A 13,208-nucleotide genomic window follows, 5' to 3' on the forward strand; every position below is an offset into this window, starting at 1 on the left:
GGGGCGGTGGCGGTGGGCGGTCGCGCCTGGGGTCCGTCGGGCCGCTGGTCTTTGCCGAGGGAGATCAGCGGCGGGATGGCGATCGCGGCGAGGAGGATGACGACCGCCAGGCCGGTGATCCCGGCCCAGACCGGTGGCCGGAGGGAACGTCCCAGCTCCGGTGTTCCGTGCAGGAGCGGATGGAGCGGATCGCGGGTGTCTGTGATCGGATCGTTGGGCACGCTACTCCCCGAGCCCTTGCCCGTGGTCGAGACAAACGGACGGTTTCGCCGTAGACACGGCTGAGAATCTACCAACCGTGACGGATGTGTGAACCGGGGGTTGGCCAGCTGATGCTGACTTTGCCGAAGTCAGGGGAGTTCCCGGGGTCGTGGTAGAGAGCTGTGGCGATGCGTCTGGCGGGAACCGAGGCGGTGGAGGCGAAGGTCCTCGGTGTGTTCCGGCACCGCCCAGGCCGGCGCCTAGTGACCGTCAACGTCCGGCTTCGGGCGTCCCCGCCCCGGGACTTGCGCCGGAATCCGATAGGTGTCGCAGAATCGCTGACCGAGGGCGACACCTACGGAAGCGGGAGACCCGGAGTGCGCGTGTTGTTGTCGACGTATGGGTCACGCGGGGACGTCGAACCGATCGTGGGGCTCGCGCTGCGGTTGCGGGAACTCGGCGCCGAGGTTCTGGTGTGCGCACCCCCGGACGAGGAGTTCGTCGAGCTGCTGGCCGGTGTCGGCGTACCGCTGGTGACGATCGGCCAGCCCTGGCGCTCGTTGGTGCGACCGTCGTCGGCGGCAGAGGCCTCGCGTGCCGTGGCCGAGATGATGGCCACGCAGTTCGAGACGATCGCGGCGGCGGCCGAGGGATGCGACCTGCTCGTAGCTGCCGGCATGGTGCTCTTCGTGACGCCGTCGGTGGCCGAGAAGCTGGGCATTCGGTACGCGTACGTGTCCTTTTGTCCGATCGTGCTGCCGTCGCCGCATCACCCGCCGTGGCCCTGGGGTCGGCCGTTCCCGAGGGGGGTGACGGACAATCGGACGCTGTGGCGGCTGGAGGCGCGGACCTATGACGCGATGTTCGGCGAGCCGATCAACACCCACCGGGCGTCGGTTGGCCTGTCTCCGGTGGACAGGGTCCGCGACCACGTGCTGACCGACCGCCCGTGGCTCGCGGCGGACCCGGTCCTGGGCCCGTGGCGGGAGACGGCGGACCTCGACGTGGTGCAGACCGGCGCGTGGATCCTGCCCGACGAACGCCCGCTGCCGGCCGAACTGGTGGCGTTCCTGGACGCCGGCGCGCCCCCGGTGTACGTCGGCTTCGGCAGCATGCGCGCCCCGCGGGGCATCGCCGCCGTGGCCATCAAGGCGATCCGGGCGCAGGGGCGCCGCGTACTGATCGGGCGGGGCTGGGCCGGGCTGGCTCCGATCGACGACGCCGAGGACTGCTTCGTCGTGGGCGAGGTCAACCAGCAGGCGCTGTTCCGCCAGGTGGCCGCTGTGGTGCACCACGGGGGCGCGGGGACCCTGACGACGGCGGCCCGGGCCGGTGCGCCGCAGGTGGTGGTGCCCCTGGCGACCGACCAGCCATACTGGGCCGGCCGGGTCGCCGACCTGGGCATCGGTGCGGCGCACGCCGGTCCGACCCCGACCGTCGAGTCGCTGTCGGCCGCACTGAGGGCGGCCCTGGATCCCGAGACCCGGACACGGGCGACCGCCGTCGCCGGCACGATCCGCACCGATGGGGCGGCGAGGGCCGCCAGGTTGTTGCTCGACGCGGCAGATTGACCGAAGCCGGCGTGCCGAGCATCCACACGCCGTCGACCCCTTACGGTGGCGCGGGTTGAACCTGCTGGGACGAGTGGCGGACGGCGCTCGGTCATCACGACGTGAGTGCGGCGAAGAGGTTCGGGATCAGCGCAGCGTTGGGGTGGCTCAGAGGCACGGTCAGCACTGGCTTCTCGACGCCTACCTGATGGATCCAGATCATGCCGTTGCGCAGGGACGCAGGGCTGATCGACGCCCAGGGCAGAGAGAAGCGTGGCTTCGCACACGCGATGCCGTCCCGGCTCACCTGCACGCTTCCGCCGACCGTGACGGTCTCACCACGGCGAACCTGGTTGACCAGCTCGTTGAGTAACCGGGGCTCCAGGTACTGCCTGGCCAGGTTCACCAGGAACGTCCACTCCTGCGGCTGTTCCGCGCGGCGGCCTCCTTTCGAGAAGCGCACGGCGACCTTCGGCCCGCCGTAGTACGGGTAACGCCCCACCTGGAAGTCCCACCTGTTGTCGTAGAAGGTGGGGAACAGGAAGCGCTTCTCGGCGACCTGGATCGACGAATAGCTGACCCACTCCACCTGGTCGAGCGTGATCGATTTCCTGCCGTAGGTGATCACCTGTGGGTCGGCGTGCAGACGTGTCCAGCCGAGGGTGGTGTCGAGGACCGGAACCCCGCCGGGCTGCGGCGGCCCCGCGGACGGCATCGGGTCTTGTGGGGGCGTTGATGTGGAGGGCGCGTTCCGGGGGCTGGGGGCTACCACGTCGGGTCGCGGGGCCGGCGCCTGTCGCGTCGGTGGTGGTGTGGGCTGCCGGACGTCGGGCCTCCGCGTCGTCGCACCAGTCTCTCGCGGTGCCGTACGGCGTGCAGGACCGGACTCGGCGGCACTGGCCGTGTGTTCGGAGAGCCATGCCGGCGTGTGGGCGCGTGGGTAGGCGGCCAGGTCCTCCCGGTAGTACTCGGGGGCCAGCAGATGGTCGTCCGGGAAGGGCCGATCGCCGTAGTCGTAGTCCGTGGTCATCTGGGCGCCTGTTCCAGCGCTGTCGCTGACGGTGACCAGCAGACGCCACCACGGCCCGGCCGGCATCCGTGCGGCGAGATGCCGTTGCCGGCGGACCAGCACGGCTATCTGCTCGGGTACCCGAGCCTCGGTGCTCCGACTACCGGACCAGAACCGCAGCTGGGCGACCTCGCCGGACACCGTGAAGGAGAAGACCGCCGCGAAGCGGTCCCACCCCGGCGGACCGAGCAGGGCCAACTGCTGTGCGATCGGGCCGAGCAGCGCCGACGCCCTGGCCGCGATCACCTCGGCCGGGGTGTCGATGGTGAACGAGGCGATGCCTGCGGAGCCTTCCGACGCGGAGTCAAGCCGCATGACCTCGTTCCTGAGGTCGGCCATGAACCCTTCCCCGGCCAGCCGGCGGCGCACGTACGCCTCCTCGGCGGTGAACATCTCCTCCGCCTGCCGCGCAGGGATCGAGCTCGATATCTCCTTCACTCGCCCCGCATCGCTCACCAGGAAGACCGACCTGCCCACCGGCATGTCCAGAAAGGCCATCGGATCGCTTTCGTCGACGTCCACCGGCGCGTACACGCTCCAGCCCGCTTCGAAGCGATCCGCCACAAGCCCGTCGGTGGGGTAGTCCAAGCGGCGTGCCTGGATCCGCTCCACGACAAGCAAGACGACCCGTGCCGCGTCCATCCGCTCGCTTTCCAGCGTCGAGGCATGGTCGAGAGGGTGGTCGGCACGGCCACTGGTGCTGGCCGACGACGGCCCGCGGTAATGCTGCGTGAGGTCGAACCAGAGGCGCACCTCCTCGGCGGTCTCGATGTCGACACCGGCCGCGATCACCGACCAGGAGCCGCTGACGTCCCGCCCGTAGAGGGTGAGGTGGGCGCGGTCATCGCAGACCGACACGTAGTTCGTCCGACAGCTGTCGCCGAATTCGGCGGCTTCTCCGAGGGTGGGCGCTGTGGCGGCGACACGTTCGCCGAGCCGTTCGCCACCGGCGTCGGAGGCAGCCATCGTGTAGCGGGTCATCGATCCTGCTCCTGTCGCGACTAGCGGGTGGGGGCGGGAGCACCTGCCGCACCAGTAGCTGACGATGTCGGCTTGACACCACTCCCACGTCGTCGAGTTCACGCATGGTTCATCACAGACGAGTGTGTGTCAACGATGTTCCCGCAGGCGGCGGCGGTGTTGGCCGGTAGGCCGTGGCGTTTACCAGGTGAACGCCTGCGTGATCAACGTCCTTTCGGGCGTCGGCCGGTGTTCATCCGCGAACCTCACGTGGTCCCTAGGGTCTTGCGCCGGCACGCCTTTCGCTGTCTGCGACACCCGGGAGCCCTTCATGAGTCAGGCCATCGACATCCGCACCTCGCCGGTGGGGGAGGGTCCACTGTGGCAAGCGATCGTTGCGCAGGCCCGGCGCCAGCCCGCGGCTGCGGCGGTGATCGACGGCGCCGGTGACCTGACCTACGCGGAGCTGGTTGCCCGCGTCGAGGAGCGGGCGACAGAGTTGACGGCGGCCGGGGTATCGGGCGGCGACCTGGTGGGGCTGCGCATTCCGCGTAGCCGGGACGCGGTCGTGGCGATGCTGGCGGTCCTGCGGGTGGGCGCGGGCTACGTGCCCATCGATCCGGCCTATCCGGCGGCGCGTCAGGAACTCATCCTCGCTGACGCGAGGCCCCGCGCGGTCATCACCACGGATGGCGTCACCGCGACGGACACAGTGGTCGGAACGGAAGCGCACGAGGCGGCCGGCGGGAGAGCGGCGTACGTCGTGTACACGTCTGGGTCGACCGGGCGGCCCAAGGGCGTGGTCGTGCCGATGTCCGCGCTCGCCGCGTTCTGCGCCGCCGCCCGGCAGCGCTACGAGCTCACCGCCGCCGACCGCGTCCTGCAGTTCGCGTCGCTGAGCTTCGACGCCAGCGTCGAGGAGATCTTCCCGGCGCTGACCTGCGGGGCGGCCGTCGTGCTGCGCGACGACGACATGATCAGTCGCCCCGACCTGTTCCTGGATCGCTGCGCGGGACTCGGCATCACCGTGCTGGACCTGCCGACCGCGTACTGGCACGACCTGGTCGCCGCCCTGGACCGTGCCGAGGCGACCCTGCCCGCCACGGTCCGGCTGGCGATCATCGGGGGCGAGGCCGCGCGGCCCGACGCGGTGCGCCGGTGGCAGCATGCCGCCGGCCCGGGGGTACGGCTGCTCAACACCTACGGGCCGACCGAGACCACCGTCGTCGCCACCGTCGCCGACCTGACCGGCTGGGCCGGCGACGCCGTGCCGATCGGACACCCACTGCCTGGCGTCACCTGTCGCGTACTGGCCGCGGACGGCGCCGAGACCCCCGACGGTGAAGCCGGGGAACTGGCGATCGGTGGAGCCCAGGTCGCCGCCGGGTACCTGCGCCGGCCGGACCTGACCACCGAGCGGTTCCGGCCGGGGCCCACCGGCCGCGAGTACCGCACCGGGGACCGGGTGCGCCGTGCCGCGGACGGGTCGCTGGAGTTCCTGGGGCGCCTCGACGAGCAGATGAAGATCCGTGGTTTCCGGGTGGAGCCGGGGGAGATCGAGGCGGCGCTGCGGACCGCGCCGGGTATCGAGGACGCCGTCGTGGTGCTCGGTGAGCGGGGCGGCCAGGCGCGGCTGACCGGACACGTGGTCGCCGCCCGCGGGATCGACCTGACCGCGGTTCGCGCCGCCCTGGCCGAGGTGCTCCCCGCGTACCTGGTCCCGGCAGCTCTGGTGCGTCACGACCGCCTGCCGCTCACCGTGCAGGGCAAGGTCGATCGGCGGGCTCTGGCCGCGGTTGTCCCGGACGGCCCGGTCGTGGACACCGGCCTCACCCCGGCGCAGCACGCGGTGGCCCGGATCTGGACGGCGGTGCTCGGCATCCCACAGGTACGCCAGGACGACGACTTTCTCGCACTCGGCGGCGACTCACTCGACGCCGTACGAATGCTCAGCGCCCTGCGGCACGAGCACGGTGTGGAGCTGACGCTGAGCCGGCTGTACGCGGCGCCCACCCTGGCGGAGGTGGCGAACCTCGTCACGAGCGCCGGCACCGGCGGGGTGGCCGAGACGGTCACGGTGGCCGAGGGCGTCCCGGTGGCGCTGAGCTCCCTGCAGCGGGACTTCTGGGTCGCCGAGCAGGTCTGCGCCGACCTGCCCGCGCACACCCTGGGCATCCGCTACCGCTTCGCCGAGCCGGTCGACCCCGCCGCGCTGGCCCGCGCCCTCACCGCGCTGGCTCGTCGACACCCACTGCTACGCGCCCGGTTTCCCGACGACGGTGCCGAGCCGCGGATGGTGATCGGCTCCGACGCCCTACTCGAGCTGGTGCAGGGGGAGCCGGTCAAGGCGAAGTTCGACCTCGCCGCCGGGCCGCTCGCGCGGGCGTACCTGGACACCGACCGTACGCAGCTGGTCCTGGTCGTACACCATCTGGTGTTCGACGGCTGGTCCGCCACGGTCGTCGGGGAGGAGTTGGCCGCGCTGTACCACGCCGCCCGTACCGGTGCGGAGCCCGACCTGGCCCCTGCCGTCGCGCTGCCCGATCTGGCGGCGCGGAACACGGCCGCCCGCTCCGACGCCGAGCTGCGGGAGTACTGGCGACAGCGGTTCACGGACGCGGACCTCGACCTGGAACTGCCCGCCGACCGGCCGCGCCCGGTGGCCCGGTCCTTCGCCGCCGCGCGGCTGACCCGTCACGTCGACCCCGCGCTACTGGAGCGGCTGCGCGCCTACGGCCGAGGCGAGCGCGCGAGCCTGTTCATGGTGGTGCTGGCCGGGCTGCAGACGGTCCTCGCCCGCTACACCGGCCGAACCGACGTGACCGTGCTGACTCCGGTCGCCGGGCGCACCGGACCGGGTGAGGCCGCCCTGGTCGGGCCGCTGCTCAACATCCTGCCCATGCGAGGCGACGTGGCCGGCGCACCGACGTTCGCCCAGTTGGTCGCGCGGGTCCGCGACGCCGTCCTGGCCGACCTCGACCACCAGACGCTCGCCCTGCCCGACCTGGTTGACGCGTTGGCGCGGCCCGGCAGCGGCAACCGGAACCGGGTCAGCCCGGTGATGCTCACCGTGCACAACACGCCGACGCCGCGCGATACGGCCGTCCGGTACACCGGGGAACTCGCGCCCGCCGCCACCATGGTGGACCTCGCCGTCGGCCTGGACTTCCCGGCCGACGGACCGCTGCTGACCATCGACTACGCCACCGAACTGTTCGACGAGCCACGGGTGGCGGCGCTGGCCGACCATCTGCTCACCCTGCTGGCCGCCGCCGCGAGCGACCCGGGCACCGAGGTGCTACGCCTGCCGCTGCTGACCGCCGAGGAGCGGCACCGGATCCTGCACGACTGGAACGACGTGGCGGTGCCCGTTCCGGACGCGACGACGGTCCACGAGCTGTTCGAGCGGCACGCCGCAGCCACACCCGACGCGCCGGCGCTGACGTTCCGCGGCGACACGATGAGCTACGGCGACGTGAACATGCAGGCCAACCGCGTCGCCCGGCGGTTGCGGGCCGCAGGTGTCCAACCCGGCGACCGGGTGGCGATCTGTCTGGACCGGGGCCTCGACCTGTTCGTCGCGATGTGGGGCGTGCTCAAGGCAGGCGCGGCCTACGTGCCGCTCGACCCCGCCTACCCGCGCGAACGGCTCGACTACATGCTCGCCGACAGCGGCGCCACCGTGCTTATCGACGCCGCGTACCTGCACGACCCGCTGCCGGAGGACGGCAGCGACCTGCCGCCGTCCGCCGCGGCCGACGACCCGGCCTACGTCATCTACACCTCCGGCTCCACCGGCAAGGCCAAAGGCGTCGTCGTGACACACCGCAACCTGGTGCACGCCGCCGACATGTGGCAGCGCGCCTACGACCTGCGTCCGGAATGGACGTACCAGCAAGCGGCCAGCTTCTCCTTCGACATGTTCGTCGGGGAGACGCTGCGGGCCCACACCACCGGCGGGCGGCTGGTCGTCGTGCCCCGGGAGACGCTGCTCGATCCGGCCGACCTGTACGAGCTGATGCGCACCGAACGGGTCGAGTGCACCGAACTGGTCCCGGCCGTGCTGCGCGGGCTGCTCGCGCACGCTGACCGTACGGGCACGGGCCTTTCCTGGCTGCGGATGCTCATCGGCGGCGGCGAGAAGTGGCACGTGCACGAGTACGAGCTGGCCCGCCGCCTGGTCGGGCCGCACGGCCGGGTGGTCAACGCGTACGGCGTGACCGAGGTGACCGTCGACAACGTCTGGTTCGACGGCTCCGCGGCGCACCTGCCCGCCGAGGCGCCGCTGCCGATCGGGCGCCCGTTTCCCAACAACCGCGTGTACGTGCTGGACGCCCACGGCGAGCCCGTACCCGCAGGTGTCGTCGGCGAGCTGTACCTGGGCGGAGCCGGTGTCGCCCCCGGATACCACAGGCGGCCCGAGCTGACCGCCGAACGTTTCGTCGACGACCCGTACGCCCCCGAACCTGGGGCGCGTATGTACCGCACCGGCGACGCCGCCCGCTTCCACGCCGACGGCACGGTCGATTTCCTCGGCCGCCTCGACGACCAGGTCAAGGTCAACGGTTACCGGATCGAACTGGGCGAGGTGGAGGCGGCGCTGGGTGCCCTGCCGGGCGTCGCGTCGTGCGCGGTCGCCGTGCACACCCCGACCTCGGGTATCGCCCGGCTGATCGGATACGTGGTCACGGCGACCGGCGAGGAGGCCGACGAAGCCGGGCTCCGCGACGCGCTGGGCCGCTCGCTGCCCGTGCACATGGTCCCCGCCCGCGTGCTGACCCTGAGCGCGCTGCCGTTGACACCCAACGGCAAACTCGACCGGCGCCGTCTGCCCGCGCCGCCGCAGACCGGTGCCGCCGTGACCGGCCCCGCGCCGGGGACGCCACGGGAGAAGGCGATCGCCGAGGCTTGGTCTGTCGTGCTCGGTGTCGCCGACATCGGTCTTGACGACAGCTTCTTCGCCCTCGGCGGGGACTCGTTCGCGGCGCTGAAGGTGGTCCGGCAGATCACGCCGACGCCCACGCTGCTCGACCTCTACCAGCAGCCGACCGTACGCCGACTCGCGGCACTGCTGGACAGCCGCGTGGAGAGTCCGCCCGCCCAGCGGCGGATGCTGCACCGGCTCACCCCGCGCGACGCGGACCTCGCCGCCGGTGGCATGACCGTCGTCGGCGTTCCGTACTCGGGTGGCAGCGCGGTCGCCTACCAGCCGCTGGCCGACGCGCTGCCATCCACCTGGGCACTGCTGGCCGTCGAGTTGCCCGGGCACGACTACGCCCGTCCCGACGAGCCGCTGCTGCCCTCGGCCGAGGTTGCCGAGCGGGTGCTCGTCGAGCTGCAGGAGGTCAGCGGACCGGTGCTGCTGTACGGCCACTGCCTCGGCGTCGCCGTCACCATGCAGATCGCACGGCGCGCCGAGGAGGCGGGCGTCGAGCTCGCGGGTGTGGCGCTCGGTGCGGGCTTCCCGACGGCCCGGCTGCCGGGACGAATCTTCGACTGGTTCTACCGGTTCGTGCCGACCGACGCGCTCACCTCGGACCGCGAGTACCTGGCCTACCTGCGGGGCCGCGGCGGCTTCACCGATGTGGACGACCCGCAGCAGCAGGCGTTCGTACTGCGCAACGTCCGGCACGACGCCCGCGACGCCGAGGAGTTCTTCACCACCGCCTACGAGGGGCAGGCCGCCAAACTGAAGGCGCCCGTGCTGGCTGTCGTGGGCTCGCGCGACCGGGTGACCGAGCACTACCAGGAGCGCTTCCACGAGTGGGAGCACTTCGGCGAGGGCGGTGTGCACCTCGCGGTCCTGCCCAAGGCCGGGCACTTCTTCGTCAAGTCGCACGCGCGGCCGCTGGCCGCCGAGCTCGTGGCGTTCGCGGGTGGCGCGACGACCGAACCGGTGCAACAGAACCACCCGGCGGGGCCGGCGCCAAGTCTCGCGCGCTTCGCGACGGTCGCTGCCGGTCAGTTCCTCTCGATGATCGGCAGTGGGCTCAGCGCCCTCGTACTCAGCATCTGGGTCTTCCAACGCACCGGATCCCTCACCGACTTCGCCGTCGTCAACGCGATCGGTCTACTGCCCGGCATTCTCGTCGGGCCCCTCGCCGGCGCGGTCGCCGACCGCTGGGATCGGCGACGGGTGATGCTCGCCAGCGACGCCGTCGCGGGCCTGTCCATGGCGACGCTGGCCGTGGCGGTGTTCGCCGGTGGCGGCCTGCAACTCTGGCAGATCTACCTGGCGGTGTCGGTCACCTCGGTGGCTGGCGCGTTCCAACGGCCCGCCTACCTCGCGGCCGTTGCCCAACTGGCGCCCAAGCGGTTCCTCGGGCACGCCACCGGGATCAACCAGCTCGGTGTCTCGGTCGGCACGGTGTTCGCCCCGCTGCTCGGTGCCGGCCTGATCGCCACCGTCGGCGTTTCCGGCGTGCTGCTCATCGACACCGCCACCTTCGCGGCCGGGGTGCTGTCCCTCCTGCTCGTGCGGTTCCCGAACCTGATGTTCCATCGGCGGGAGGAGCCGTTCCGCACCGAGATCGCCAACGGCTGGCGCTACATCATCCGCCGCCCTGGCCTGCGGGCCGCGTTGCGGTTCTTCATCGTCGACCATGCCTTCTACACGCTCGGCTTCGCCGTCATCACCCCGATGCTGCTCATCGAGCAGAGCCCGTCGGTGCTCGGTCTGGCCCTGGGCGCCGGAGGCGTCGGAGGGCTCGCCGGCAGTGTCGTCATGGGCGTCTGGGGCGGAACGGTCCGCCGCGCCCACGGCCTCATCCTCTTCATGGGCCTGGCGAGCATCGCGATGACCGTCGTCGGGCTCGGCGCCGGCCCGTTGTGGGTGATCGTGGGCATGTTCCTGCTGACCTTTGGTGAGTCGCTCGCCGAGGGGCACTGGATCGCCGTCGTGCAGACGAAGGTCGGCTTCGAGTTGCAGGGCCGCATCCTGTCGATCTTCATCTCGCTGATGATGCTCACGATGCCGGTCGGTTATCTGGTGGTCGGCCCTCTCGCCGAACGGTACGTCCAGCCGTTGCTCGAACCCGGCGGCGCTCTGGCTGGCAGCGTCGGCGAGGTGCTCGGCACCGGACCCGGCCGCGGACTCGCGCTGCTGGTGACAGTCAGTGGCCTGCTGCAACTCGCGTGGGCCGTTCGGGGCTGGCTCGACCGCCGGCTGCGACTGCTCGAGGACGACCTGCCCGACGCCCTCCCACCCGCCGAGATCGGCTCCCGCGACGACCTGCAGCGCGAGGCCGACGCCGCGCTGCCCACCGCCCGCTGACACCCACCCTCGCGAAAGGCCACCACGTGTTCGTCGACACCCACATCGAGCACCCCATCGATGCGTACGGGACCCCCTTGATCGACGCTCAGGACCTCGTACCCGGCGCCCGGATCCTCGTCAAGGACGAGACCCGGTACGCCTCCGGAAGCCACAAGGAACCCGCCGCACGCCAGGTCGTCGCCCAGGCGATCGCCGAAGGTCGACGGCGCATCGTCATCGCCACCTGCGGTAACTACGGACGCGCGATGGCCATGGCCTGCGGTGCCATCGGCATGCCCTGCACCGTCGTGCTGCCCACCGGCTGGAGCGACGGCGGCGCCTTCATGCGCTCGGCCGGCGCGGACGTGCACCTGGTCGACGGCAATTACGAGGACGCGGTCGACGAGTCCAGGCGACTGGCCACCCTCGACGGCGCGGTCGACGGCAACGTCGACGGTCCCTACGTCGAGGCGGTGTTCACCGGCCACGGCACCGTCGCCCACGCACTGCACGCCGAGCTGGACGAACCGCCAGCGGCGCTGTGGATCCCGGTCGGCAACGGCACCACCGTCATCGCCGTCCACAAGGCGCTGGGTCAGCTCGGGTGGGACGTGCCGCTGCACGGCGTCGGCTCGGCCGGCAACAACCCGCTGGTGACGAGCTGGCCGGGACCGTACCGGATGCTCGACCCGGACGGGGTCAGCACGACCGACCACAACCAGCCGCTGGTCAACTGGCATGCACTACAGGGCCCTGAGGCCCTCGACGCGATCAGAGCCAGCGGCGGTGCCGTACACGCGGCCACCGACGACGAACTGCTCACCGCGCGGCACCTGCTCGCCGGGTACGGAGCCCAGCCCACCGCCGCCGGCTCGGTCGCCCTCGCCGGGCTGCTCGCGCACGCTCGCCGCACCGTGTTGACCGGAACCCACGTCGTCCTGCTCAGCGGCCGCTGAACCCACCCACACCGCCTCCGAGGAAGAACCATGACGCTCACCGCCGTGCCCGCGTCCATCCCCGCCCCCGCGCCCAGCCTGCTGTTCGCTCGCGCCCGCACCACCGGCGCCGACGAACGCGTCTTCCTCGGCAAGCTCGGTGTCCTGGCCCTGATCACCGCGGCCGGGGCCACCCTCGCCCTGCGTCCGGAACCGCTCGCGGTCGTCGCAGGCGTGCTGCTGCTAGCCGCCATGTACACCCACGCGGTCGAACTCCAACACCAGGTACTGCACCACTCCGCGTTCCGCAGGGCCTGGCCGCATCGCCTGGTCGGGGTGCCACTCGGCCTCCCACTGTTCGTCGTCTACAGCCACTACCGGGTACGACACCTGCAGCACCACCGCTTTCTGGGCACCCCGCACGACACCGAGTTCTTCGGGTTCGACACACGCCAATCGCTGACGTTCGCCACGCTGCTGCGCGGTTCGTTCGACTACCACCGCGTCCTGGTCGTGCTACGGGACGTCGTCCGCAGCGCGGCCGGCCGGTGGAACTACGAGTTCGGTGACATCAGCCCGAAGATGCGGCGTCACGTCGTGCAGGAGCACCTGGTCCAGGGCGCCGCAGTTCTCGCCGCCACCGGTCTGGCCCTCGCCGGTCTCGGTGAGTACGTGTTGCTGCTCTGGGTGCTGCCGGTCGTCGCCGCCGTGCCGATGCACTTCCTCGTTGAGCTGCCCGAGCACATTCTCTGCGACACCGAGACGACCAACGTGCTCCACAACACCCGTTCGATCCGTGGCAGCTGGTTGAGTACCTGGTACACCAACGGCAACAACCTGCACATCGAGCACCACGCCGCGATGAGCGTACCCATCAACCAGCTCCCCGCCCGGCACGAGGAAACGAGGCGGCTCGCCACACACGTCGAGCGGACCTACGCCGACTTCTACCGCACGCTATGGCAGGCGCTGCGCGCCCCGAAGTAGCACCCCGAGCGGCCGCGAGAGGACTGTTGGGTTGGCTTTGACCTTTGGGCAGTTGGTCGAGCGTGGCCCGGGGTGTCCCTCGTCGGCCGCTTTGTGGTCATAGGGCACCGCATCGCATCCTCGCCGGGGCGGCAACCAAGTATTGATGCCTCGTACTATTTACGAGGAGGCAAAACTGGAGGCGACAACCAGGAGCTGGATATTCCGGGAAGGGAAAGCAGGCCGGGCCGACGCGCGTTTTCCCAGTGTTC

6 protein-coding genes are annotated in these 13,208 nt (G+C 71.1%); 4 read left to right on the forward strand and 2 right to left on the reverse strand.

Translation table 11 applies throughout. The annotated features are described in order from the left end of the window. The coding region (locus tag C7C45_RS34545; protein ID WP_208641393.1) for a hypothetical protein at positions 1-221 on the reverse strand (221 nt) is incomplete at its 3' end. A 357-nt stretch (positions 222-578) separates the two neighbouring features. On the opposite strand from C7C45_RS34545, the gene C7C45_RS28275 reads away from it, so the two are divergent. Further along, entirely contained in the window at positions 579-1,772 is a 1,194-nt protein-coding gene (locus tag C7C45_RS28275; protein WP_110567117.1) for a glycosyltransferase, read from the forward strand. Positions 1,773-1,866: 94 nt separating this feature from the next. Here C7C45_RS28275 and C7C45_RS34550 read toward each other — a convergent pair whose 3' ends face one another. Further along, positions 1,867-3,801, reverse strand: a complete 1,935-nt coding sequence (locus C7C45_RS34550; RefSeq protein WP_208641394.1) for a hypothetical protein — start codon at positions 3,799-3,801, stop codon at positions 1,867-1,869. A gap of 310 nt (positions 3,802-4,111) precedes the next feature. Here C7C45_RS34550 and C7C45_RS28285 point away from each other — a divergent pair, with 310 nt between their 5' ends. The 3 genes from C7C45_RS28285 to C7C45_RS28295 are packed head-to-tail and all read left to right on the forward strand — an operon-like array spanning position 4,112 to position 12,957. Next, the gene (locus tag C7C45_RS28285; protein WP_110567119.1) at positions 4,112-11,053 is read left to right on the forward strand and encodes a non-ribosomal peptide synthetase/MFS transporter; all 6,942 of its coding nucleotides are present in this window, start codon (positions 4,112-4,114) and stop codon (positions 11,051-11,053) included. A gap of 26 nt (positions 11,054-11,079) precedes the next feature. Beyond that, a complete protein-coding gene (locus C7C45_RS28290) occupies positions 11,080-11,991 on the forward strand; it encodes a pyridoxal-phosphate dependent enzyme (RefSeq protein WP_208641398.1) in 912 nt (303 codons plus the stop codon). A gap of 30 nt (positions 11,992-12,021) precedes the next feature. Next, positions 12,022-12,957 carry a fatty acid desaturase family protein gene (locus tag C7C45_RS28295; RefSeq protein ID WP_110567121.1) on the forward strand — a complete coding sequence of 312 codons (936 nt, stop codon included), beginning with the start codon at positions 12,022-12,024 and terminating at the stop codon, positions 12,955-12,957. Positions 12,958-13,208 lie beyond the last annotated feature (251 nt).

The sequence above is a fragment of the Micromonospora arborensis genome, assembly GCF_003205615.1.
In the GTDB taxonomy this organism is placed as follows: domain Bacteria; phylum Actinomycetota; class Actinomycetes; order Mycobacteriales; family Micromonosporaceae; genus Micromonospora; species Micromonospora arborensis.

Bases quoted from the DNA above. Each gene is read 5' to 3' on its own strand.
- C7C45_RS34550 (WP_208641394.1), bottom strand. From the start codon at position 3,801: ATGACCCGCTACACGATGGCTGCCTCCGACGCCGGTGGCGAACGGCTC.
- C7C45_RS28285 (WP_110567119.1), top strand. From the start codon at position 4,112: ATGAGTCAGGCCATCGACATCCGCACCTCGCCGGTGGGGGAGGGTCCA.
- C7C45_RS28295 (WP_110567121.1), top strand. From the start codon at position 12,022: ATGACGCTCACCGCCGTGCCCGCGTCCATCCCCGCCCCCGCGCCCAGC.